25 protein-coding genes and 1 other annotated feature are annotated in these 24,828 nt (G+C 50.7%); of the genes, 5 read left to right on the forward strand and 20 right to left on the reverse strand.

Annotated features, from left to right (window positions below):
* The first annotated feature begins 52 nt into the window (after nt 1-52).
* Entirely contained in the window at nt 53-307 is a 255-nt protein-coding gene (locus ACFQ88_RS14810) for a DUF3951 domain-containing protein (RefSeq protein WP_239627142.1), read from the forward strand.
* A gap of 212 nt (nt 308-519) precedes the next feature.
* Nucleotides 520-1,806: a VOC family protein gene (locus ACFQ88_RS14815; protein WP_379454604.1), complete on the forward strand. Its 1,287-nt coding sequence runs from the start codon at nt 520-522 to the stop codon at nt 1,804-1,806.
* Nucleotides 1,807-1,895: 89 nt separating this feature from the next.
* Here ACFQ88_RS14815 and ACFQ88_RS14820 read toward each other — a convergent pair whose 3' ends face one another.
* From ACFQ88_RS14820 to ACFQ88_RS14835, 4 genes are all read right to left on the reverse strand, one after another.
* The gene (locus tag ACFQ88_RS14820) at nt 1,896-4,496 is read right to left on the reverse strand and encodes a DNA internalization-related competence protein ComEC/Rec2 (protein ID WP_379454605.1); all 2,601 of its coding nucleotides are present in this window, start codon (nt 4,494-4,496) and stop codon (nt 1,896-1,898) included.
* Nucleotides 4,497-4,586: 90 nt separating this feature from the next.
* On the reverse strand, nt 4,587-5,099 hold the full coding sequence (locus ACFQ88_RS14825; protein ID WP_239627148.1) for a deoxycytidylate deaminase: 513 nt from the start codon (nt 5,097-5,099) through the stop codon (nt 4,587-4,589).
* 18 nt (nt 5,100-5,117) lie between these two features.
* Nucleotides 5,118-6,410: a homocysteine synthase gene (locus ACFQ88_RS14830; protein ID WP_379454606.1), complete on the reverse strand. Its 1,293-nt coding sequence runs from the start codon at nt 6,408-6,410 to the stop codon at nt 5,118-5,120.
* 86 nt (nt 6,411-6,496) lie between these two features.
* Nucleotides 6,497-7,069, reverse strand: coding sequence for a ComEA family DNA-binding protein (locus ACFQ88_RS14835; protein WP_379454607.1), 573 nt, complete (start codon nt 7,067-7,069; stop codon nt 6,497-6,499).
* A 104-nt stretch (nt 7,070-7,173) separates the two neighbouring features.
* Here ACFQ88_RS14835 and comER point away from each other — a divergent pair, with 104 nt between their 5' ends.
* On the forward strand, nt 7,174-8,007 hold the full coding sequence (gene comER, locus ACFQ88_RS14840; RefSeq protein ID WP_239627155.1) for a late competence protein ComER: 834 nt from the start codon (nt 7,174-7,176) through the stop codon (nt 8,005-8,007).
* Between the two features lie 77 nt (nt 8,008-8,084).
* On the opposite strand, the gene leuS is transcribed toward comER, so the two are convergent.
* The 11 genes from leuS to mntR form a co-directional block, all read right to left on the reverse strand.
* On the reverse strand, nt 8,085-10,535 hold the full coding sequence (gene leuS / locus ACFQ88_RS14845) for a leucine--tRNA ligase (protein ID WP_379454608.1): 2,451 nt from the start codon (nt 10,533-10,535) through the stop codon (nt 8,085-8,087).
* A gap of 72 nt (nt 10,536-10,607) precedes the next feature.
* Nucleotides 10,608-10,871: a binding site (T-box leader), on the reverse strand.
* A 268-nt stretch (nt 10,872-11,139) separates the two neighbouring features.
* A complete protein-coding gene (locus ACFQ88_RS14850; RefSeq protein ID WP_379454609.1) occupies nt 11,140-11,919 on the reverse strand; it encodes a class I SAM-dependent DNA methyltransferase in 780 nt (259 codons plus the stop codon).
* A 116-nt stretch (nt 11,920-12,035) separates the two neighbouring features.
* Nucleotides 12,036-12,947: a CvfB family protein gene (locus tag ACFQ88_RS14855; protein WP_379454610.1), complete on the reverse strand. Its 912-nt coding sequence runs from the start codon at nt 12,945-12,947 to the stop codon at nt 12,036-12,038.
* A complete protein-coding gene (gene rsfS, locus ACFQ88_RS14860) occupies nt 12,944-13,291 on the reverse strand; it encodes a ribosome silencing factor (RefSeq protein WP_239627165.1) in 348 nt (115 codons plus the stop codon). Before rsfS ends, ACFQ88_RS14855 begins: the two co-directional genes overlap by 4 nt.
* Nucleotides 13,292-13,371: 80 nt before the next feature.
* Complete coding sequence (gene yqeK / locus ACFQ88_RS14865) at nt 13,372-13,959, reverse strand: bis(5'-nucleosyl)-tetraphosphatase (symmetrical) YqeK (protein WP_239627167.1); 588 nt, start codon at nt 13,957-13,959, stop codon at nt 13,372-13,374.
* Nucleotides 13,949-14,536, reverse strand: a complete 588-nt coding sequence (locus tag ACFQ88_RS14870; RefSeq protein WP_379454611.1) for a nicotinate-nucleotide adenylyltransferase — start codon at nt 14,534-14,536, stop codon at nt 13,949-13,951. The genes yqeK and ACFQ88_RS14870 overlap by 11 nt, the downstream gene beginning before the upstream one ends.
* A gap of 69 nt (nt 14,537-14,605) precedes the next feature.
* The gene (yhbY, locus tag ACFQ88_RS14875) at nt 14,606-14,899 is read right to left on the reverse strand and encodes a ribosome assembly RNA-binding protein YhbY (protein WP_239627191.1); all 294 of its coding nucleotides are present in this window, start codon (nt 14,897-14,899) and stop codon (nt 14,606-14,608) included.
* Nucleotides 14,900-14,969: 70 nt separating this feature from the next.
* Entirely contained in the window at nt 14,970-15,824 is an 855-nt protein-coding gene (gene aroE, locus ACFQ88_RS14880; RefSeq protein WP_379454612.1) for a shikimate dehydrogenase, read from the reverse strand.
* A gap of 48 nt (nt 15,825-15,872) precedes the next feature.
* Complete coding sequence (gene yqeH / locus ACFQ88_RS14885) at nt 15,873-16,994, reverse strand: ribosome biogenesis GTPase YqeH (protein WP_239627196.1); 1,122 nt, start codon at nt 16,992-16,994, stop codon at nt 15,873-15,875.
* A gap of 12 nt (nt 16,995-17,006) precedes the next feature.
* A complete protein-coding gene (locus ACFQ88_RS14890) occupies nt 17,007-17,504 on the reverse strand; it encodes a YqeG family HAD IIIA-type phosphatase (protein ID WP_239627199.1) in 498 nt (165 codons plus the stop codon).
* Nucleotides 17,505-17,674: 170 nt separating this feature from the next.
* Nucleotides 17,675-18,097 (reverse strand): transcriptional regulator MntR, encoded by a 423-nt coding sequence (mntR, locus tag ACFQ88_RS14895; protein ID WP_239627202.1) that lies wholly within the window; start codon nt 18,095-18,097, stop codon nt 17,675-17,677.
* Between the two features lie 229 nt (nt 18,098-18,326).
* On the opposite strand from mntR, the gene splB reads away from it, so the two are divergent.
* Complete coding sequence (splB, locus tag ACFQ88_RS14900; RefSeq protein ID WP_379454613.1) at nt 18,327-19,388, forward strand: spore photoproduct lyase; 1,062 nt, start codon at nt 18,327-18,329, stop codon at nt 19,386-19,388.
* Here the strand turns inward: splB and ACFQ88_RS14905 are convergent.
* The 5 genes from ACFQ88_RS14905 to ACFQ88_RS14925 form a co-directional block, all read right to left on the reverse strand.
* Nucleotides 19,385-20,092, reverse strand: coding sequence for a cytochrome c biogenesis CcdA family protein (locus tag ACFQ88_RS14905; protein ID WP_239627206.1), 708 nt, complete (start codon nt 20,090-20,092; stop codon nt 19,385-19,387). The genes splB and ACFQ88_RS14905 overlap by 4 nt on opposite strands.
* A gap of 39 nt (nt 20,093-20,131) precedes the next feature.
* Nucleotides 20,132-20,935, reverse strand: coding sequence for a metal ABC transporter permease (locus tag ACFQ88_RS14910; RefSeq protein ID WP_239627208.1), 804 nt, complete (start codon nt 20,933-20,935; stop codon nt 20,132-20,134).
* 89 nt (nt 20,936-21,024) lie between these two features.
* Nucleotides 21,025-21,804, reverse strand: a complete 780-nt coding sequence (locus tag ACFQ88_RS14915) for a metal ABC transporter ATP-binding protein (RefSeq protein WP_239627210.1) — start codon at nt 21,802-21,804, stop codon at nt 21,025-21,027.
* A gap of 33 nt (nt 21,805-21,837) precedes the next feature.
* Entirely contained in the window at nt 21,838-22,800 is a 963-nt protein-coding gene (locus ACFQ88_RS14920; RefSeq protein WP_379454614.1) for a metal ABC transporter substrate-binding protein, read from the reverse strand.
* A gap of 129 nt (nt 22,801-22,929) precedes the next feature.
* Nucleotides 22,930-23,655, reverse strand: a complete 726-nt coding sequence (locus ACFQ88_RS14925) for a hypothetical protein (protein WP_379454615.1) — start codon at nt 23,653-23,655, stop codon at nt 22,930-22,932.
* Nucleotides 23,656-23,815: 160 nt separating this feature from the next.
* On the opposite strand from ACFQ88_RS14925, the gene ACFQ88_RS14930 reads away from it, so the two are divergent.
* The gene (locus tag ACFQ88_RS14930) at nt 23,816-24,577 is read left to right on the forward strand and encodes a DNA-binding response regulator (RefSeq protein WP_379454616.1); all 762 of its coding nucleotides are present in this window, start codon (nt 23,816-23,818) and stop codon (nt 24,575-24,577) included.
* Nucleotides 24,578-24,828: the final 251 nt, after the last annotated feature.

Raw genomic sequence — 24,828 nt, forward strand, 5'->3', positions numbered from 1 at the left:
CGGTTTTTGGGGATATCAATGTCATACTTTGAGATGAAAGGATGGAAGCAGCTTGGAAGACTTCGGATTGTATGTCACTTTGTCACTCATCGTACCTATTCTCGTTCTGCTCGGGATCATAAGCGCCAAAATCATCTCAGGAAAAGGGATTCCCAACAGCGACTATACTCCGTTCGACCAAATTACGGGTCACGCGACCGTAGCATTCCATGAGGAAAAACAAGAAAAAGAAGAGGATGACGATCAGGGAGACGATAAAGATAAATATAAAAAGTGGCAGAAAATCCATGGTAAGCAAGGGGGCTAACGCCCTCTTTTTTTAAACTCGCCTGACCGTTAGAGCCGCTGATGAAAGATCGGATGTTCACCACAATATGATCTAAGAGCTTGATCGTTTGCACTAGCGTATCCAATCTCCGCATTTTAGCAGGAATACAGCTGCAAAACAGCGTTTACAACAGAACGTATGTTTGGTATTATATTTTTTGTACTGTTAATAAATGGAATGGAGATGATCATTTGACCACTGCCATGCAGCTTGTAAACGAGCTTACCGCTGTCGCATGCAGCGCGGATCAGACGAACGAAGGCTTGACCCTCTATTGCAAAAACGACGGAGGATATGCGGTCACGCCAAACAAGTACAAGGTGCCTCTGACGATTGAAGCGGTAGCCAAGACCGACTCGACGAATATTCGTCTGATATTCCATCAAGGTCAAGTGATCATGAACTGGGAAAACAATCTGGACGAGCTCCGCTGGCACGATCCCGCAACCGGTAAGGGCATTGGCATTCAAGGAAAAGGACGCATCCCCGTCAATGAGTGGGTAATCATGACATGGCGGATCAGGAAGGACTATGCCAGCCTGGAAATCAACGGCGAGGAACGATTCCGCACGACGGGCGACTTCACAGCTCTCGCAGGACAGATTGGCATCGGAGCCGCACATCGCTCTCATGTGACAGTACAATCTTTCCGTGTTACGGGCGAGACAACCGACGTGGGAAGCTCCATTACAGGACCGCCGCGTTTAAGCTGGGACGGAGGATTTATTTATGTGCCTTATGAGCAGCATGAAGTAGCTATCGACTGGTACACGAGGCATTTAGGATTAGGCTGGAACAAGAAGACCTGGTCAGGGAAGCAGGATCCCCAATCCGAAGTCGAGAAAATGAGCTCGCTAGCTTTTGCGGAACGCGGACTTATTCATTTGAAATCCTTTGTTTCGCCAAGTCCCCTCGTCCATTTCCGTTCCGATTGGGGCGCCAAGGAAGCTCGCGTACGTTATACGTTCTGTTGTCCGGATATATCGGAGGCCGCCCGGTATTTCAGTGAACACAACATTCGGACCACCGGCCCCTATATAGATATTACAGGACAGGAAAGTCTGGACGTGTTCGCATTTGACGGCACGAGGCATACGCTGATAAGCTCGAATCAGCCCGCGATGCATGCCGATAAGCGGGTGACCGACTACTCTCACTGGCGCGTTGCGGTTCCGGATTTGGACAGGGCGGCAGCCTGGTATCACGAAATATTGGGCTTACCTATCGTGCATGACGCTCATGCTCAAGGATACATCATCCTAGATGAAAATTTGCTCTTGGAGCAGCAGCCTCGCGAGGTATTTCAAGGAATTGCGGATGGGACCGCCAACCCTTACTTCCGATTAAGGGATATGGAAGAAGAGCATCGGAGATGGAAGGAGCAAGGCGTCTCCGTTTCCGATATTGTGGGCACCGGCTTCAAGTCCATGCACTTCTATGATCCCTACGGTAACCGGATCAACTTTTGGAGCTATTAAATTCAATTCTTTCTTACACTTAGAAAACCTGGCCCGACTTATTTTCAAGATAAGCCGGGTTTCGTTTTACTAGTTCAGTCTTGATCTATCTAAGACCGCTCGCCAAGCTTTGTTCTTACATGAATGGCTCCGTCACGGATGCTCATTTGCACTTCACCATGGGCATCCGTTCTCAGTACCCCGATCCCCCGCTCCTCCAGCCGTGCAACAATCGTAGGGTGAGGATGACGGTATATATTGTTCACACCAGCTGAAATCACGGCAAACTTAGGATTCCATGCTTTGAGCCAAGCTTCCGTAGTCGAAGTTTTGCTACCGTGATGTGCAACCTTAAGCACGTCGACAGGGCCCGTCGGCAAAAGTTGCTGACGGCTTGCAGGCAGCGAAGAAGCATTCGTATCCAAGCTGGCTGATGCACTCTTGTCGTTTTCCATCATCCGAAGCACAGCGGTTTCCGAGCTTTGCTCCATGTCTCCCGTAAACAGCCATTTCGTTCCTTGCATCTCCATTACAAACACGACGGATTCGGCATTTTGTTCCGACTCCATCCTTACCGCTTCCGCCTTGTCCAGCGAGACAGGGTACAGAAACCGGAGACGCGTATCCGCATCCACCTGAAGAATATCGCCGGCATAAGCTTTTACAAGCTTCACGTTGTAATCCAACGCCGTCTGGAACAGCTTCTCTACTCCCGGCGAAGGCTTAAGCGTTCCATTGAACAACAGCTGCCTGACCGGGATTTGCTCAAGAACCGCCTGCAGCCCTCCAATGTGGTCGGCGTCCTCATGCGACACAATTAAATAATCGATAGTCTGAATCCCTCTCTTCTTGAGCAGCGGAACGAGCAGCTTACGTCCCACCTCATACGGATCGGAACGCTGCTTCCACTCATCTCCCGGCTTACGAAAGGTGACGGTTCCTCCTCCGTCGATGAGAATGACGCTTCGGCTTTGTGGAGAACGAATGAAAATGCTGTCTCCTTGGCCTACATCGATAATATGCACCTGTCCCTCTCGGCTCCACCGGTCCGGCTCATACGCGTAAATCATCAGCACCAACAGCATAACTGCCGCTGCGGGAAGGCGAACGATGGACACCCCGTTTCGGATTCGAGCATAGATGCCGAGGCTAGATCTCTTTTTCCCAGGCTTATACGAAAGCATCGGTTCCACGGGACTAACGGACGTATCACCTGCAGCCCGGTTCATCAAAGCAAAATAAAGCAGCAGCGCCCAAGCAGCGTAATACGCAATAATCCATGCGATCCCCGGCGTTGGCCATATCGTCTGAAACAAGTGCCATTTACTGCTAATTGCTACCAGCTTGAAAATCCACTCGTTAAGCTTCGCAACGATCCATGCCAACACTTGACCTGCAGGCTGGTACAGGAAGCTGATCAGCAGCGATGCAGTTCCCGCCGGCATCGTGAACATACTGAACACCGGAACGAGGGCAAAATTAGCCGCCAGCGATAACAAAGAAAACTGATTGAAATAGTAGACTGACACCGGAAAGGAAATGCATTGGGCGACGACTGTTATAGAGATAGCGTCCCTCCAAGAGGACGAACGTATAGGCATCAGCTTGTTGGCTACCGGTACGCCGAGAATAAGGCCGATCGTTACAAGGAAAGAAAGCTGGAAGCTGACATCCAGCAAATAATACGGCTCCCATACCAGCATCAGCAATCCAACGATCAGCACCGTATGCAGCCCGTCCTTCAACGTATGGCGATAAGCGGCATACAGCGCAATCATAGCCATCAATCCCGCCCGGATAATCGAAGGCGAAGCACCGGTAACCATGATATACAATGGCATCAGCGCCATTGAGGTCAATAAATACGTTTCTTTCGTAAAGCCCAGCTTGCGCATAATCCACAGCACGCAGCCAAGAAATATCGCTACGTTCAACCCTGAAATCGCGATAATATGGGTGAGCCCCAGCTTTGAAAATTGCTGAAATTGCTCCGGTTCGATGTCATCCGTCAGCCCGATCAGCATTCCCTTCATAAAGCCCGACTGTTCGGGCGGAAATAACCGTTCCACCCCCGCTCCGAGCATGGAGCGAAACTGGTCGTTCCAGCGAAGAATCATTCTCCAAGTCCATATATCGGGCGGTGCAGCATGGATCTGGGAAGCGCCCTTTGCATTCAGCTGCCAGTGAATATGCTTCCATCTCAAATAGCTGCGGTAATCGAACCCGCCGAAATTCCGTGCTTCCCCCGGGGCTTGAAGCGCTCCCTGGACACCGATCTTATCTCCCCTTTGCCAGCCGGCAGCTACTTGCTGCTCCTGCTTGGACAGCAGCCTCACACTTACAGCCACCAGCTCGGACAGCTCCCCATCCGTACGCATGGTAAAAGAAGCCTTATCTCCATCGACTTCCACTTGGCTGACAATGATCCCATTGTATACTCCATTGGCGTTAGAATCGCTGTCGGCAAGTGATTCCGGGGACAAATTGGTTACATTACGTTTGTCATAGTCTTCAAAATAACCAGCTGCAATAATAATCAGCAATAATGCGCAAATCGCCGTTCTTCCTCTCAAGTTCAACATCCATACAACGACTCCAACCATCGCTGCAACCAGGCTTGTATATAAAGAAACGAACGGCAGCTCAACACCATATGCAATAATATATCCGAACGTCCAGAGCAGGGTAACCCCGATAATCGGCCTCTGCATCACGCGCTAACTCCCCCCTCCCTAAATCGGAAAAAAGAAAAAGAACCCCGTCGCATCTGTGCGAAAGAGGTTCTTCCTCATAACCTATGATTAGTGCTGTACTTCCGATACCGTACCTACAGGCGGCTCGTATGCCTCCAAACACCGGATCGTAATGCCTTTCGCATCCATCAGCGACTTCACTTTATCGCTGTCCTTAGGATACGGGCGATGATATACGATCTCGATAATTCCGCTATTGGCAAGCATATTGGCGCATGTCCAGCAAGGCTGATCGGTTACATACACTACCGAGCCTTCCCTGTCCTTCGGGTCCGTAAACAGCAGCAAATTTTGCTCCGCATGGATCGTTCGGATGCAGCGCTGCTTCTTAACAACCTGCTCCGTGCCGGCTTGCTCGACCAGCTCATATTCTTCGACCAGCATGCATCCGGCCTCCGAGCAGTCCTGCACTCCCATTGGCGCACCGTTATAGGCGGCTCCCAAAAGCTTCTTTCCTTGTACCAGTACGGCGCCGACATGCCTGCGGCTGCATTGGGACCGAGTCGATGCCATATACGCCATATCCAAGAAGTAAGTATCCCAATTTTTCCGTGTCGTCATCGTTTTATTCTCCGTTGTTTAGTTCTGGCTAGCACGAATGGCTTGATCCAGATCATAAATAATGTCATTGATCGATTCCGTTCCGATAGACAGGCGAATCATTCCCGGCGTTACGCCTGCCGCCGCCTGCTCCTGCTCGGACAATTGCTGATGCGTCGTGCTCGCAGGATGGATGATCAGCGACTTGGAATCGCCGACGTTCGCGAGATGCGAGAACAGCTTCACGTTATTGATCACCTTCCGGCCCGCTTCGATGCCGCCCTTGATGCCAAAGGTCATGATCGCGCCTTGGCCGTCCGGCATATATTTTTGCGCCAGCTCGTACGAAGGATGGCTTGGCAGACCCGCGTAGCTAACCCACTCTACCGCGTCGTGCTGCTCCAGGAACTCGGCGACCTTCTGTGCGTTGGAGCTGTGGCGCTCCATGCGCAAGTGCAGTGTTTCCAATCCTTGCAGCAGCTGGAACGAGTTGAACGGCGATATCGCGGCGCCCATATCCCGCAAAAGCTGAACGCGTGCTTTAATTATAAAAGCGATCGGTCCTACCGCATCTGTATAGACTACGCCATGGTAGCTTGGGTCCGGTTCCGTCAAGCCTGGGAACTTGCCGCTAGCTTTCCAGTCGAAACGTCCGCCGTCGACGATAATACCGCCAATGGACGTGCCGTGTCCGCCGATAAATTTGGTTGCGGAATGAACGACAATATCCGCACCGTGTTCAATCGGACGGCACAAGTAAGGGCTCGGGAACGTATTGTCCACGATCAGCGGAATGCCGTTCTCGTGAGCGATGGCCGCTACCGCAGCGATATCCAGGATGTCGCCCTTCGGATTGCCGACCGTTTCGGCATACAGAGCCTTCGTCTTCGGTGTGATCGCCGCACGGAAATTTTCCGGATCGGACGGATCCACGAAATGTACCTTGATGCCAAGCTTGGCCAAAGTGGTGGAGAACAAGTTATATGTACCGCCATAGAGGCTCGCTGCCGATACGATCTCATCGCCGGAGCCGGCAATATTCAAGATCGAATAAGTAATGGCTGCTTGTCCGGAAGCCGTAGCCAAAGCGGCAGGCGCTCCCTCGAGAGCAGCGACTCTTTTCTCAAATACGTCTGTTGTCGGATTCATAAGACGAGTATAGATGTTGCCGAATTCTTTAAGTGCAAACAAATTAGCCGCATGTTCCGTATCGCGGAATCCGTAGGATGTCGTTTGATACAATGGAACTGCGCGCGACATCGTTGCCGGATCGATCTCCTGACCTGCATGTACTGCCAATGTTTCCAAGCCTAACTTTCTATCCTCGCTCATCTTCAAAATACCTCCCCAATGTAAGAAAACTCTCCTCTCAATCATTCTCTCATATATTGTCAAAAAACGAAAGTTGTTTCAGTAGATTAAGGCTCTAGGGTAAGATACGGACGCATTTTCTCCAGCAGCTTCTCCCCAATGCCCTTCACATCCATTAGCTGCTCCACGGATTGAAATTTACCTCCCAGCTTCTCCCGATGTGCGACGATCGCTTTCGCCTTGCTTTCACCGATACCGGGGATCTCATCCAGCTGCTGCAGGGTAGCCGTGTTTAAATTCATTTTCTTGCCGGTTAACGTGGTGGATGGTATGGAAGCAGCCGTTCCCTTCTCTCCCGCTTGCTTGGAATCCCCTGAACTATCGGCAGTCTTTGAAGCTGTAGCGCTTGAGGCCGGGTTAGCCGCGTTTTTGGGTTCATCCGAAGCTCCCTCTGCCTTCTCTTTCGTTCCGGTAGGAACCGACTGCTCCGGATTCGTCTTAGCTTCAGGCTGCCGCGCAAGAAGCTCCTGCATTTCCTCATTGGCAATCCGCCATTGGGACGATTCGCTGGCCGCTTCCTTCCACCCTGTGTACCCGAACCAACCTCCCAGACCGATCGTTAGCAAAATCACCAAAAGTACGGTACCGGATTTCGTTTTATCCTTAAATAAGAAGTCCAAACGTCACTTTCCCTCCTTTGTTCATTTCGGGCAAAAAACGAACATATTCGAATACGTCACTGCATAATGATTAAGAAGGCTGCACTTTATCAGGGGGGATGGTCATGAAAGTAGGATTCATAGGCACAGGCAGCATGGGCAGTATTCTCATCGAGGCATTCATTCAGTCCGGGGCTCTGAATCCGGAACAAATCGTTGCAACCAATCGAACCATTGACAAAGTGGAGCGTCTGGCAGCCGTTTATCCGGGGCTACAGGTAGCCCTTTCCAATATAGAAGTGGTCCGCCATTGCAGGCTTATTTTTCTATGTATAAAGCCTGGCGACTATAAAACGGTCATCGATGAAATCCGCAGCACCACTGAGCCCGAGCAAATTATCGTCTCCATCACTAGTCCCGTGCTGATTCAGCTGTTGGAAGAGCAGCTCCCGTCCAAAATCGCCAAGATTATTCCGAGCATCACCAATTATGTATTTAGCGGAGCGACTTTATGCATTTATGGCGACCGGCTGGAAGCTGAGGATAAAGAACTGCTCGACAATTTAATGTCTCATATCAGCGCTCCGATTCGCGTTTCAGAGCAATTCACTCGCATTTCATCGGATTTATCGAGCTGCGGTCCCGCTTTCATCGCCTTCTTTCTCGAAAAATTCGTTCAAGCCGCTGTAGAGGAAACCGGAATTGCCGAAGCCGAAGCCACTCAGCTTGCCTGTGAAATGCTGCTCGGCACCGGAAAGCTTCTGACGACGGGAGGCTTCTCCCCTGCGACACTGCAAAAGAGAGTGTCCGTTCCCGGCGGTATTACGGCCGAAGGACTCCGTATAATGCAAAATGAGCTGCACGGATTGTTTAACAACCTGGTCCGCACAACTCATTCGAAATATGAAGAAGATTTGGAAAAGGTGGGAGCCCTGTTTTCAACAAATAAGGACAGTTAAAAACGCGATGCTTTCACGCTTTTCCATATGAACCGCTGCTGCTTCGGCAGAGCGGTTATTTTTATTTACAAAATGATCTAGCCAACGACAATGTTGACCAGCTTGCCTTTAACTGCAATCACCTTGCGCACAGACTTCCCGTTCATCGCTTCCTGTACTTTGCTCATCCCCATAGCAAGCTCCTGCATATCCGCTTCGCTTGCGTCTTTGGATACCATCGTACGCTCGACGATTTTGCCGTTCACTTGAACGACGATTTCCACTTCGTTATCTACTGTCCATGCTTCGTCATACGTAGGCCACTCTACATAAGAAACGGATTCTGTATGCCCCAGCTTCTCCCACAGCTCTTCAGCCAAATGCGGTGCGATAGGAGATAGCATTTGTACGAAATGCTCCATCGCTGCCTTAGGCAGACGATCGGTTTTGTAAGCCTCGTTTACGAAAATCATCAGCTGGCTGATCGCCGTATTAAAGCGCAGCGCCTCGAGATCCTCCGTAATTTTCTTGATGCTGCGGTGCCACGTACGTTTGAACGTATCGCTGCCCAACGTTTCGTCCGCGCTGATTTTCGGCTGAAGCTCACCGTTGTCCCCGACGAACAAACGCCAAATCCGGTTCAAGAAGCGGTACGTACCCTCTACGCCGTTGACATTCCAAGGCTTGGTAGCCTCAAGAGGCCCCATGAACATTTCATACATGCGGAGCGTATCCGCACCGAACTCGTTCACAATAAAATCCGGGTTGATTACGTTGCCGCGGGATTTACTCATTTTTTCGTTATTTTCACCCAGGATCATCCCCTGGTTAACCAGCTTGTAGAACGGCTCCTTCGTGGAGACGACGCCCAGATCGTACAGCACCTTATGCCAGAAGCGAGCGTACAGCAAGTGAAGCACCGCATGCTCGGCTCCGCCGATGTACAGATCAACCGGCAGCCATTTTTGCTGCAAGTCCTTGGAGCACAGCTCCTTGTCGTTCTTCGGATCGATGAAGCGCAAATAGTACCAGCAGCTTCCCGCCCATTGCGGCATCGTATTCGTCTCGCGGCGCGCTTTCATGCCGGTTTCCGGATCGACCGTTTCTACCCATTCCGTCACATTGGCAAGCGGCGATTCGCCTGTACCCGAAGGCGCAATCTGCTCGACATCCGGCAGCAGCAATGGAAGCTGATCCTCAGGAACGGTTTTCATCGTGCCGTTTTCCAAGTGAAGAATCGGAATCGGCTCGCCCCAATAGCGTTGACGGCTAAACAACCAGTCGCGCAAACGGTACGTTACTTTGCCTTGACCTTTGCCGTTAGCTTCCAGCCACTCGGTCATGGAGGCGATCCCCTGCTCGTTGTTCAAACCGTTCAACAGCCCGGAATTCACGTGCTCGCCGTCTCCGGCGTACGCCTCCTTCGTTACGTCTCCACCCTTGACTACTTCAACAATCGGCAGATCGAACTGCTTCGCAAACTCCCAGTCACGCTGATCGTGTCCTGGAACCGCCATGATGGCGCCTGTTCCGTAGCCTGCAAGCACATAGTCGGCAATCCAGATCGGCACTTTGCCTCCGTTTACCGGATTGATCGCATAAGCGCCCGTGAATACGCCGGATTTGTCTTTCGCCAGGTCGGTACGCTCCAGGTCGCTTTTGCGCGCCGCTTTGTCCTGATATTCCTTCACAGCGGCTGCCTGATCGGCCGACATAATTTGCTCCACCATCTCATGCTCCGGAGCCATTACGCAGTACGTAGCGCCGAACAAGGTGTCCGGACGGGTAGTAAATACTTTCAAGCTTTGATCCGCGTGGCCTTCGATTTGGAAGACGACCTCGGCGCCCTTCGATTTGCCGATCCAGTTGCGCTGCATATCCTTGATCGATTCGGACCAGTCAAGCTCCTCCAAATCTTCCAGCAAGCGCTCCGCATACTCGGTAATTTTCAATACCCATTGACGCATCGGCTTACGGATAACCGGATGGCCGCCGCGTTCGCTCAAGCCGTCAATGACTTCCTCGTTGGCCAGAACCGTTCCCAGTGCAGGACACCAGTTTACCGGCACTTCGTCGACGTAAGCGAGACCTTTGTTGTACAGCTGAATGAAGATCCATTGCGTCCATTTGTAATACTCCGGATCGGTCGTGCTGATCTCGCGGTCCCAATCATAGGAGAAGCCGAGCGACTTGATTTGCCGGCGGAAATTGTTGATGTTCTTGATCGTAATATCGCGCGGATGCTGCCCGGTATCGAGTGCATGCTGCTCCGCTGGAAGTCCGAATGCGTCCCATCCCATCGGATGAAGAACGTTATAACCGCGCATCCGCTTGTAGCGGGATACGATATCCGTAGCCGTGTAGCCTTCCGGGTGTCCTACGTGCAGACCGGCACCGGACGGATAAGGAAACATGTCCAGAGCGTAAAATTTCGGTTTACTCTCATCGTCCAGCACTTTGAACGTTTTATTGTTTTCCCAATGTGATTGCCATTTCGGTTCGATGACCAGGGGGTTATAGCCCTGCTGCTCTTTAGCTTCTTGTGTCATACGAATGTGCCTCCTCCAAAATTCAAAAAAGTTCAGCTGCAAAATAGAAAAGCCCCTCATCGCTAGCGCAACGCTAGGGACGAGAGGCGAGCTTCCCGTGGTACCACCCTAGTTAACAGAAGGCATGCTTTGCCCCTGTTCACTCTTCCCCTTAACGCGAGGGCGACGATCAGGCTAGATTCAAGTTTATGCAGAAGATCACACGATCTAATGCATGCTTGAACTTCACCCTCTAGCTCCAAGACGAGTTCACTCTCACCAAGTGCCAGCTCACACCAACCGCTGACTCTCTGAATAACATGATGCAGAGTTACTACTTCTTATCTCAGCCGGTAACTACATATAAAGCGATTATATGTAAAATACGGCAGCAATGTCAAGCCCACTCGAATCTATTGTACATGAAGACGCCTGATTTGATTACTTCACCGGTAAAATGGCAATGCTAGTGCTAGTTTAGCACTTAACAAGTAAGGAGGTCCTTACATGTCCGGGATTATCAACGGCATTGCTTTGTCTCTTCCACTATGGGGGATCATTCTAGGAATCGTGAACATAATCATGAAAGGATAGCCATGCTCTATGCGTCCATGGGCAAGCTAACCTATTTGCGCGCGACGAAAAAAGCGCGTTCCGTCTCTTCCGCAACCGACTTCCACATAAAATCGGCGTACACATCCACTTCTCGAAAGCCGGCTTCCTGCAGCTCCTGCTTCAGCCATTCCAACGGGTAAGCCCGCTGCGAATGCAGCTCCTCGACTCTACGGAAGCATTCGTCCGCACCATGGGAGGACGCTTCGTCTTTAACAAAGATCGTAAGCGCGTGCTCAATCTCGCATCGTTCCGAATCGTAATCGCTTGTCCATATGTAGGCGATGTCGTCTTCATTCAGGAAGAACGGCTGTTCTTCCGCATACGATTCCAGCTGATGGCGGGTATGTACGTCAAACACGAAAAGGCCGCCTTCCTTCAGCCCCGCATAAGCCTGGCGAATCGCTTGCGCCACATCTTCTTCTTCCAATAAGTAGTTCATGCAGTCGCATAGGGAAATGACGGCATCTACAGGCTGCATCAAGCTCCAGTCCCGCATATCCTGCTGAAGCCAGGTCACTTCGCCGCGGCCTTGAAACGGCTGCTCCCGCTGCGCTTCGTAAGCTTTTTGCTGGGCTACCGCCAGCATATCCTCGGACAAGTCGATGCCGAACACTTCATAGCCTTGTTGAGACAATGGCAGAGCAATATTGCCGGTACCGCAGCCAAGATCGGCGACGGTTTGCGGCTGACCGTATTTCACCCAGCACTGGTTCAAGAAATCAAGCCATTCCGCATAAGGCATATCTTCCATAAGGCGGTCATAATGATAGGCGAACAATTCGTAGGCCACGTTTCTTCCGCTCCTTTCCGGCAGGCATGCAAAAACCGGCAGCCTTGTCCTCCCGCAACCCCTGTCAAGATCGTTGCAGGCAGCCTTCAAGGCAAAGCCGGTACGCATACGCTTATTTAATTCTTTGGATTCATTTCCGATTCCGCAGCAGAATCCTTCTTCAGGTGAGTCCAGCTGCCTTCCTGGTATACGAGCCCTTCCTTCATCAGCTTTCCGACCGCTCGTTTAAAAGCGGATTTGCTGATTTTGAAGCGCTGCATGATCACATCCGCCGGCGTCTCGTCCGAATAAGGCATAGAGCCGTTCGGGCGCTCCTGCAAAAACTGGAGCAGCTTCTCCGCATCCTCGTCGCGGCCGACTTCCTTGACCGCCCTCATCGTACAGTTCACTTTGCCGTCGTCACGTATGTAGCTGACCCGTACTTCCACCTGCTCGCCAAGTCGTAACAGTCTTGTCCGTTCCGAAGCGTGGATCATCCCGATGGCTCCGAAACCGAGAACTCCGCCTTCGCATATGACGAACGTCCCCATCTGCAGCGTCTTATATACTCTGCCTTGAACCCAAGTGTTACGCCACGTGGTCGGCGCATGAAAGCACAGCGGCAGCAAATCCTTTTCTCCTGCCAGTTTGGCTACAAGACGCCCCTGACGGTCGTGGGCTAGCATAACGAACACCTTGTCCCCCACTTGCGGACGTAGCTCCGGAAGCTCCGGAAGCTCACGGAAAGGCAGCAGCAAATGGCGGCCAAGGCCCATTTCAAGAAAACAGCCGAAGCGGCGATGAATATCGACGACTTCCAGCAGCGCCACTTCGCCTAATTGAATCAACGGCTTTCGCATCGTCGCAGCCAGCCGGTCCTCCGAATCATAGAACAGAAACACATCGACCATGCTGCCTACCGTGATATCGCCTTCCACTTCGCTATAATGCAGCAGCACATCCTGATTATCGTCGGTCAAAAAATAGCCGTGGGGCGAGACTTCTCTCGCCACCTCCAGCTTGACCCAATTGCCTGCTTCCAATCTCATACCCGCTCAACCACTTTCGCGTCAGACCACAGACGCTCGATATTGTAATATTCCCGGTCATCGCGATGGAACACATGAACGATAACATCGCCCAGATCGACCAGCACCCAGCGTGCCGTATCCATTCCTTCCAATCCGCGAACTCGTGCGCCCTTCTCTTCGGCCTTTTTCTTGATTTCAGTGGCAATCGCCTGCACTTGCGTTTCGGAATTCCCGTGACAGATTACGAAGTAATCGGCAATGAGGGAAATACCTTGCAGGTCCAACGTGACCACATTCATCGCTTTTTTGTCGTCTGCCGCATCTACAGCAAGGGCCATCAATTTATCCGGGGTTATACTCATTCATGTTCCTCCTCTTAAATGGTAGTTCCTTTATGGTTGTTCTATTCATTATGCCAATGACTTATGTCTTCACTTAATGATTATAATGATTGCTGCTCTTCCAGCCGCTTGATTTCTTCAAGAAGCGCGTTTCGCGTCAAAACCGTAAGCGGATAGATTTTCTTGCCTTTTTCCAGCAAAAACCGTATCGTGCCATCGAATCCGGCGACCAACGCCTTCTCTACACTATGTTCAGCGATTTCACGGATATTATTCACGCCCGGAAAATCGCGTCCAGGCTCGATATAATCGGCGAGACAGACGACCTTCTCCAGCAACGACATCCCGACCCGGCCCGATGTATGGAAACGAATCGCATTCAATACATCTTCGTCCGTTATACCGTAATCCCGCTCCGCAACAAAAGCTCCCGCCGGAGCATGCCACAGCTCCTTATCATAATCGAGCAAATCGTCAGACAAATGGTTGTCCCGGATTATACTTTCCTGTTCCTTGACAGGCCAATATTTGCATACGTCGTGAGCGATAGCGGCCAAATAAGCCTTTTCCTGGTCACATCCGTATTGCCTGGCCAGCAGGACTGCCGTTTCCATGACCCCTAGCGTATGCTCCCACCGTTTGGCGGGCATTTGCGCTTTTACCGCTTCCATCAGCTGCTTACGATCCATAAATTCCGTTCACCTCGATATACTCATATACACGGTCGGGAACCATGTATCGGATGGATTGGTTCCGGCTTCTTCTCTCCCTAATCGTTGTGGAGGACAGCTCGATTAAAGGCATCGCAGCCATCGTTACGGCCTGGCGAATGGCCTGGGGAAGCAGGTCCTCCTCCAGCACGTATCCCGGCCTCTGCAGGCCGATGAACGAGACCAGCTGGACCAGCTCCTCCGCCTTGTACCATTTCGGCAAATACTGCACCATGTCCGCTCCGATAATATATGCAAAATGATGGCCGGGATGCTCCTGCCGAAGCAGCTTGACCGTATCGATACTGTAAGATACGCCGCCTTTTTTCAATTCCAGATCCGTTGGCCGGAAATAAGGATGCCCGTCGACAGCGCGGCACACCATCTCCCATCGCTGCTCGGGCGTCGCTCCGGGAGCTTGCCGTTTATGAGGCGGAACATTCGTCGGCATGAACCAGACCTCGTCCAGTCCCGCCTGCTCGCAAGCACATTGCGCTGCAATCAGGTGGCCGATATGGATCGGATCGAACGTTCCCCCCATGATGCCAATCTTCATGCATACACCTCATTTTGCTTCCGCTGCCCACGGTTTTCTACGGTCTTCTCCGGCATTCGCCGGCATCGGTTACACCGGCAGCTCGATAGTTTTATGTTCGCGCGATTCTTTGTACAGAATAATAATTTTGCCGATGACTTGAACAAGCTCCGCTCCGGCTCCTTCAGCCAGCTGCTCGGCAACCTCGCTGCGGTCCTCCATGCAGTTGTTCAGTACGGTGATTTTGATCAATTCCCGCACTTCCAAAGCTTCCTCAATGTGACGGATCAAATGATCGTTGACACCGCCTTTGCCGACTTGAAAAATCGGGTTCAAATGATGCGCCTGCGAGCGCAAATAACGCTTCTGTTTGCCTGTTAACATATGATTTGCCTCTATTCTGATGTGATACGCGTTGACTTGATTTCAGCTTGCATTTGCCTGCAACACGTTGTTATTTCGTAAACGATTGCTCCACGACTTGACGCATAGCCGCAATAGGAGCAGGGACCCCAGTCCAATATTCAAAGGCGTATGCCCCCTGGTAGATGAACATGCCAAGCCCGGGATGAATGACGGCGCCGCGTTCTTTCGCTTCGCGAAGAAACTTCGTAACCAGCGGATTGTAGACTGTATCGCTAACAACCAGATGATCCTTGATCAGCGACGTGTCCATGGGGACTGTATCGACATTCGGATGCATGCCTGCCGGCGTAATATTGACGATTAAGCTGACCTCATCGACGACGTCCGCCACACGGTCGCTCCCCATGCCGCTAGTGCTAGTGAAGCCGGAGAGCGTTTCAGCCAGCTCGTCCGCTTTTTCCACCGTCCGGTTGGAAATGTAGATGTGTGAGGCGCCTTCCTTGGCCAACGCATAACCGACACCGCGTGCCGCTCCGCCGGCTCCGAGCATGAGCACCTTTTTCCCTTTCAGATCAATCCCGGTCTCCTCTTTCAAGGAACGTACATACCCGATTCCATCGGTATTATAGCCGGTCAACCGACCGTTATCGTTCACGATCGTATTGACGGCTCCGATCACTCGGGCGCTCTCGTCGATTTCGTCCATATAGTCCATAACCTCGACTTTATGAGGGATCGTCACGTTAACGCCGCGGAACTGCAGCGCGCGAATTCCCGCAACGGCATCCTTCAATTGGTCCGGTAAAATATGAAACGCCGCATAGGCAGCGTTAATTCCCGTCTCCTCAAAAGCGCGGTTGAGCATAATCGGCGATTTGGAATGCCGGATCGGATCACCGAACACTCCGTACATTATCGTATGACTGTCCAACTTATTCCCCATGATACTTCTGACCCCCGCTCCCATACTTGCTGTTGCTCGACTAAATATTTATATAATCGCTTCTCTTACTGCAACTTTAACGCCTTTCGGAGCGTGAATGACCAGATCGGCCCCGGCGCTGCTGTTGACCTTTACCCAGCCGAGTCCCGAGATCGAGACGTCGTACAGCTTCCCTTTCGGTATTCTGACCGGATTCTTGACCAGCTTAGGCAAGAGCTCCAGCGCTTCGCGGGTAGGCGGAGCAAGCAGCTCTCCTTTATGCTCTTCGTACAGCTCGTCCGCACGCTCCAGCTTCGTCCGGTGCGGCTGCAAGGCGTTCGATACGTAGAACGTAAACGACTGCCGTTCGCCCTGAACGAAATCAAACCGGGCAAAGCTTCCGAAGAACAGCGTCTGCTGCTCGTTCAGCTGAAACACAAGCGGCTTGACCGGTTTATCCGGCATGAGCTTGCCCAAGTCCTGCTTGCTGACCAGTTCGGTCAACCGGTGGCTGTAGACGATTCCCGGCGTATCGATAATGAACGTTCCGTCATCAAGCGGAATTTTGACCAGATCAAGCGTCGTACCCGGGTAATGCGAAGTTGTCAGCTCGGCGTCCAAATCGCTATAGTCGCGAATGAGACGGTTGATCAGCGTGGATTTGCCGACATTGGTCGCACCGACGACATAGATGTCGCGTCCGTTCCGATGCTTGTCCAGCGCTTCAAGCACCCGCTCGAATCCCATATTTTGCTTGGCGGAGCACAATACGACCTCAACGACCTTCAAGCCGAATTCTTTGGCCTGCCGCTGCACCCAGTTCACAATTTTATTGTAGTTGGTTACTTTAGGCAGCAGATCGATCTTGTTGACGGCCAGCACGATCGGATTGTTGCCGACGAATCGGGACAAGCCGCTGATTAATGTACCTTCAAAGTCGAATATATCGACGATATTGACGACGAGCGAATCCGTGCTGCCGACATGGCTGAGCAGCTTGAGGAAGTCGTCCTGATTCAGTGTGACGCCGGACACTTCATTATAATTTTTAATCCGGAAGCAGCGCTGGCAAATGACCGGCGTCCGTTCCAAAGCCTTCTCGGGAACATAGCCGAGCTTCTCCGCCGATTCGGTCTGCAGCTTCACTCCGCAGCCGGCACAGGCCGCGTGCTCCAAATTCGTTTCTGTCATGTTGTCAATTACCTACTTTCTCATCCATGTTAATGCGGCTTTTTCCAGCGTCCGGTTCACGATCTTCGTAAAAATCCCCTCGTCGCCTCTGGCGATCGGAAGGACCAATATCGTGTACAATCCCATTCGGTTGCCGCCGAGAACATCAGTCATCATCTGGTCGCCTATGACGACCGTCTCTTCCGGCTTCAGGTTCATCAGCTTCAACGCCTTGTGGAACGCCGCGCTTGTCGGCTTTTTGGCCCGGTAAATAAAAGGAAGCGATAAGGGCTCCGCAAATTTGCTTACGCGCAGCTTGTTATTGTTGGATACGATAACAACCTGAAAACCGAGCTGTCCTACAACCTTCAGCCAGTCGATCAGCTCCGGAGTGGCCAAAGGCGCCTTCGCCCCTACCAGAGTATTATCGAGATCCGTAATAATCCCGCGCTTGCCCTGCTCCCACAATGCATGCAGATCAATGTCGTAAATCGTATTCACTTGCAGTTGCGGAACCAGCTTTTTTAGCAAAAAATTCACCTCAAGAAACGAACATTTATACGCAAACTATACCATATATGCCCTTTTTGTTGCAAAAAATTACGAACTGAAGCCAGGAACAAGCTCCCGTCTTGTGACGGCCCCGCCCGCCCCGGCATTTCAACAAAAAAGCACCCGAGCAAGTAGTCGGATGCGGGATGTTACGATTCGTCCATTTCCTTTTTCAGCTTCATCAGTTCTTCTCCGCGGGACGGGTCTCTGCGGAAATACTCAAGCAGCGTTTCAATACAAGTTATGGAATCCCAGCTCAAGTGATGCTCGATTCCTTCCACATCTTTATAAATCGTATCCTCCGATACGCCGATCATAGTCAGAAATTCTTCCAACAGCTGGTGCCGGTCGACCAGTCTCTTGCCCATCTTTTGCCCTTTGGATGTCAGTACGAGACCGCGGTACTTTTCATACACCAAATAGTTATCTTTGTCCAATTTCTGGATCATCTTGGTGACTGAAGAAGGATGCACTTCCAAGCCTTCGGCGATGTCGGATACGCGGGCATATCCTTTTTCATCGATCAGCTTGTAGATCCTTTCCAGATAATCCTCCATACTCGGTGTAGCCATCTGCTCTTCCTCCCGTACATCGTCAACCGTTGCGTGGTCCTGCTGATGTATCGCTTCTCGTAAAAAAGCCCCGTCTTGCAAGCTTCATTGCAATTCCCATGAGTGAGCTGAAGCGAACAGGATCAAACTATGGTCATAATAAGCGCCTTTTACTATAACACATGCCGCCTGCAGGAAGCAAGTCAAGTCACCAAAATGTGCTAATCCATCTGAAGGAGTGCTAGACACCATGTCGGTTGAAATGTTATCTCCGCCGGTTCGCCAGACGGATGTGTTCGTTCCCGAGCTTGTTTATTTCGAGCCGGACGCTCTGAATTATCCGAAAGGCCAACGAATTCTGGAATGGGCCAAGCAGCAAGGGCTTCCGATTCATATGACGACGTCGCATAACCGCATCACCAACCTGCCCGGGGAAAGCGACCTGGAGAAGTACCGCATCGCCAAACGAACGCTGGTCGTAGGTATCCGCAAAACATTGAAGTTCGATACGTCCAAGCCATCCGCCGAATATGCCATACCTATCGCAACAGGCTGTATGGCGCACTGTCACTACTGCTATTTGCAGACTACGCTCGGCGCCAAGCCGTACATTCGCATCTATGTGAATACGGACGATATTTTACAAGCGGCCAAACAATACATCGAAGAACGCGCGCCGGAAATTACCCGGTTCGAAGCGGCGTGTACCTCCGATCCCGTAGGCTTGGAGCATATAAGCGGCTCACTCAAAGAGCTGATTGAATTTATGGGCAAGGAACCGTTCGGCCGGTTGCGTTTTGTAACGAAGTTTCACCATGTGGAACCACTGTTGGACGCTAAACATAATAAACATACCCGATTTCGTTTTAGCGTGAATGCCGATTATGTCATCAAAAATTTCGAGCCTGCCACCTCCAGCTTCTACGAACGAATCACGGCCGCGGGCAAAGTGGCGAAAGCCGGCTATCCGTTAGGCTTCATCATCGCCCCCATCATCTGGCATGAAGGCTGGGAGGATGGATACCGCGTGCTGCTGGAAAAATTAAAAGAGGCGCTTCCCGAAGAAGCCACCTCTGATTTAACGTTCGAATTGATTCAGCACCGTTTTACGAAGACCGCCAAGAACGTGATCCAGCAGCGTTATCCCAAAACGAAGCTTGAGCTCGACGAAACGAAGCGCAAGTATAAATGGGGCCGCTGGGGTCAAGGCAAGTACGTCTATCCCGATGAACAGGCAACGGCGCTGCGCGAGTTCATAACCGAGCAAATTTTCGATAATTTCCCGAATGCTACGATCGATTATTTCACTTAAAACTTCAAGTAGTCGGGGGTAATCGAGTTCAGCCAAATGGTGATGCGGGTCATTTGATCCGTATACAGCAGGATAGCCATGACGATCATCAAGCCCCCGCCTATTTTCATAATTTTAGAGGAATAGCGCAAAATCCACTTCGTGGTTCCGATGAAAAACGCCAGAACGAAAAACGGAATCGCGAAGCCGAGCGAATACATGCTGATCAGCGGGAACCATGAATCCGGATTCGTAGCAGCCAATGCGAGAATCGCCGATAGAATCGGTCCGATACACGGACTCCATCCTGCTGCAAACCCCATTCCTACCAGGATAGAGCCCAAATAGCCCGCAGGCTTAAACTTCCACTGCACCTTGCGTTCCTTCAAAAGCCATTGCGGCTGGAATATCCCCAGTAAGAACAGGCCCATGGCAAAAATGAGAATAGCGGCAATCTGACGCAGCAAATCTTTATAATCAATGAAAAGATTCGAAACGAGTCCGGCGCCCCAGCCCAGGCTGTAAAAAATAATCGAAAAGCCGATAATGAAACAAAGCGTGTGAGATACCGTCTTGGCGCGCACTCCGGTATTGGCGCCTTCCTTCAACTGACTGACGGATATCCCGGTTATGTACGATAAATATGAGGGATAGAGCGGCAGGCAGCAAGGTGAAATAAACGATGCAAACCCGGCCCATAGCGCTATCCATAAGTTCACTTCCATGTCTACGAGATGCCCCCTTCTTGCGAAATCCTCTTACACTTACAAACGGAATCCCCGTTTAACAAACATGCTGATAATCAGCAAGCCGATCAGCACCAGCACAATCGTAGCTCCCGGCGCCAAGCTCCATACTCCAGCGGCGATCAGTCCACCCAGAACCGCGATTTCGGAGAACAATACCGCCCAGAACAACGAGTTCCGGAAGCTCTTGGCTACTAGCAGACTGCAAGCGACCGGAATGGTTAACAGGGAGGATACTAGCAGCGCCCCTACGATTTTGATCGCCACGCTGATGACGAGCGCCGTAAGCATTGTAATCATGATATTGTAGAAACGTAACGGCAGCCCGCTCACACCGGCCGCATCCTCATCGAAAAACATCAGAAACAGCTCTTTGTAATTAAACAAAATGACGCCGACCACAAGGACCGTGACTCCCAGAACGACCCATACGTCCGTTGTATCAAGCGTATAGATGCTTCCGAAAAAATAGCTCATCACATTAATATTGAAGCCTTTGCCCAGCGTAAACAGCAGCGTCGCCAAGGCTACCCCGCCTGACATAATGATGGCTATCGACAGCTCGGCGTAGGTCTTATATGCTTTTCGCAGGCGTTCTATCGCAAACGAAGCCAATATCGCGAATAAAAGGCCGACGCCTATAGGATATACGTTGATCAAAAATCCGAGGGCGATACCGGCTATCGACACGTGGGCTAATGTATCGCCGATCATCGATAGTCTGCGCAGCACAAGAAATACCCCCATCATGGGAGCGGCTAGACCGATCAGCAAGCCTCCCAGCAGCGCTCTTTGAAAAAAATACTCCGAAAAAATATCCACCTGATTCTCTCCTAGCTTCAGCTCCGCAGCTTTCCTGCAAGCCTGTTTCCCGATTCTATTTCCTGAATGATACGCTGCGTTTTTTTGAATTAGGATAGTACCTCTATCTGCTCCCGCAGCTGCTGCATCGTATGGGTTAAGTTCGTTTCCTTGCAATTTTCCGGTTCATGCGTATGCTTCACGTAAAAGGAGAGCGTCCCGCTCTTCTGAACCGGCTCCGTCCCGATATATGATTGTACCATATCCATATCGTGGGATACCATTATAAATGTAATGTGGTGATGCTGGTGCATATGCCGGATCATCCGGAAAAAGCCGGCCTGCGTCTCGGCGTCGATCCCTACCGTTGGCTCGTCCAATATGAGCAGCTCCGGGTTGTTAATTAGCGCCCGCGCCAAAAATACGCGCTGCTGCTGTCCGCCCGACAGCTGGCCTATCCGGCGGTCGGCCAAATCCTCGATGCGCATGACGTACAGCGCGTCCTCGCATTTTTGCTGGTCGGCCTTCGTCAGCCGGCGGAACATGCTCTTTTTCCCGTACAGTCCCGACAGCACAACCTCGCGAACCGTCGCCGGAAACAGCGGGTTGAACGCGTTCTTTTGCGGCACGTAGCCGATTCTATCCCAATCGCGGAACGTGGAGATAGGCTGTCCGAACAGCCGGATTTCCCCTTGGGTCGGCTTCAAAAGCCCGACGATCATTTTCAGCAGCGTTGTTTTGCCCGCCCCGTTCGATCCGATCAGGCCGACAAAATCCCTCTCAAGCACATTGAAATTGAGATGTTCAATGACTTTTTTATTTTCGTAGAAAAAAAAGACGTCATCAATCGAGACAATGCTCTGATGACATCCTGCATTCACTTGTTCCATAGCTGCAAGCTCCTTTTTTCGCAGGTCTTACTTCTATTGTAATGCTTTTATTAAATTATTCAAATTCGACTCCATCACAGACAGGTAATCGGCACCGGATTTCGTCTGCTCTTCCGTTAAGCCTTCCAGCGGGTTCAGCACTATGGTCTCAACTTTGGCGTCCTTGGCCAACGTTTTCGCCAGGCGGTCGGATACGAGCTCTTCGAAAAAGATATATTTCACATTGTTGTTCCGGATAAAATCGTTAATCTCCTTCAAATCCTTGGACGTCGGCTCCGAATCCGGCGACAAGCCCATGATGGCTTTCTGGGTCAGCCCATACTCTTTGGTCAAATAGCCGAACGATTGGTGCGTAACGACGATTTCTTTCTTCGGCAGCTTGGACAGCGACTCTTTATATTTGTTGTGCAGCTGATCCAGCTGGCCCGCCAGTTTGGCGTAGTTGGCTTCATAATCCGCTTGGTGCGCAGCGTCGGTTTTCACGAGCTGATCTTTAATATTGCGCGCAATCACCTTCGCATTGACGGGGCTTAACCAGACGTGCGGGTCAAACTCCGCTTCATTATGATCATGAGCGTCTTTGCTCTCTTTTGCATGGTCGTGACCTTCCTCAGTGGATGCGATGAGCTCCACGCCTTTGCTTCCTTCTACTATAGCTACTGTCGAGTCTTTCGGAAGACTATCGAGCGTATCGTGAACCCAGCCTTCGAACCCGGCGCCCAAGTAGACGAACATTTGCGACTTGGACAAGTTCTGCATATCGCGGCTCTTTGGCGACCAGTCGTGGGGTTCTACCCCTGTCGGCACGAGATTGATAACGTTGACGTGGTTTCCGCCTATCTTTTTCGTAAAATCATATAGAGGATAGAAGCTTGCAACGACATTGATTTTCCCGTTGACCAGCGTAGCTTGCGACTTTCCGCACCCTGAAAGGGCGACTGCGGCTATCAATGCCAGCAGCATCGGAACAACAAGCATTTTTTTGCGAAACAGCATGAAACGTTCCCCCTGAAATGTAAATCGTAAAGTTTTTTATTAGCCGATTTCGATTATACGTCCGCACCGGGCTTGTGTCAATAGTTAATAATATTTACGATTAACGAGGTTTAGGGGTTGGGGGCGGAATTACAAGTAAATGATTTCATCCGCCCAATTTTTCACTTGTTGGTCGTTATGTACGGGAATAATAATGATAGAGTTGTGACTTCTAAGAAGTTCAATATACCTTCTGTTATAATCTCCAATAATGTAATTCAACCAATCTTTATTGGGCATCATCAACGGGGCGGCATATACTTTCTTTCCATAGGCAAAACCAATGGCCATGGAGGCTCTCCATATTTCATTGCCCTGATACGCTAATGGTCTGTGGACCCGGCCGTTTCTCTCATCATGCTCATAGACGCCGGTTAATTCAAACATTGCTGCGACATCTTCATAGCTATACCTGTTATTACTATATAAAATTCCTTGTTGGATCTGCTCCGCTACTGTTTTTATTCCGAAAAGTTTTCTGGTGAATTTATTCCGGTAACGTGTTCTTGATTGAAATGGGTGTTCTGAAACTCCCTCCCCTATGTAACAAGCTATTTTTCGGAATAAAAGGGAATTGGCTTTTTCGCCGTTTACATACACCGAATCGTAACAGCGTTCATTTGCCTCGGATCTTCCAGTCAGAAAATAGGATAAAGCCCAGCCGCCATTCCAACCCTTTCCTACAAGGGCATAAATTTTGCCGCTCTCAAAATGAGATGAAAAGTTATTGATTTCATCCAGCATTGTCCAATATTTGAATAATGAGCACTCGACCCTGCAATTTAGCTGGTTGATATTGATTTCCAATGATGACATGATGCGAATACTCCCTCTTTCCTACATAAGTGCTACTAGGGTTGTTCTGCATCATATAGTAAAGCACCTTCTCCACAGCAAACAATTCAGGCTTATTTTGTTTATCTTGACTCGAATCCACATGACAAGGTACAATTTGTAAAAAACAAACCATTGCGTCGTGAAGCACACGCCGCCATTTCATTCAGCCTTTGCTGATGGATGGCGGCTTTATTTATTTCCAAGGGGTGGAATAGGGATGGGCTTCGAGTTATCCTATGAGAATTTCATTGAGTATCACAGGCAACTTCGCCGCGGTGAACGGCTGCGCCGATTCGCAGATGGACATGGCTATGCGGAAAAATGTTTTTTGGAGCAGGTTTGGTGGCCTGCTTTCGGTCATTTCAATCATCTGCACCCCGAATATGAGGTGAATGATTTTCGAGACGGATTCCGCTATTTGGATTTTGCTTATATCCAATCCTCGATTCGTTTGGCAATTGAGATTGACGGGTTCGGTCCGCATCTGCAAAGAATAAGCAGAACTCAATTTTCCGATCAATGGATTCGGCAAAACCATTTGGTCATCGACGGATGGAAAATTTTGCGGTTTTCATTTGATGATGTAAAGGAACGTCCGCGAATGTGTGAACAACTCCTTCAGCAGTTTATGGGGAGATGGCTGGGAGGGGTTTCGTTCAATCCTATACTCAGTGGTCTAACTCCTGAGGAAAAAGAAATACTTCGATTGGCGATTCGAACGAATCGCAGCTTGGTACCTAATGACGTCCGCTTATTGCTCGACGTAGCACCTGAAAAAGCTCGGAAGCTGCTTCACACTTTGCTTACTAAAGGGTTGCTCGTCTCCGGCGGGAGCGGAAAAGAACGCATCCGATGCTATCGATTAGCTCATGGTATCGCTGCGGATTGGGCAGGGTTGTAGGAGAGCAGCTGTAACGCGGTTTTTCCGCGTTACAGCTGTTCTTGGCCCGCGGCGGGCCTGCTGTAAGTCAGCTTTTCCGACTTACAGCTCTCTCTTGCGCCGCCTCTGTTGCGCTCTGTAACGCGGTTTTTCCGCGTTACAGCTGCCATCGGCCTGCGGCGGACCCTTTGTAAGTCGGTTTTTCCGACTTACAGCTCCCTCTTGCGCCGCTTGCTGCCGCTGTTGCACCCTGTAACGCGATTTTTCCGCGT

Origin of the sequence: Paenibacillus sp. NPDC056579, assembly GCF_042793215.1 — a bacterium.
In the GTDB taxonomy this organism is placed as follows: Bacteria; Bacillota; Bacilli; order Paenibacillales; family NBRC-103111; genus Paenibacillus_S.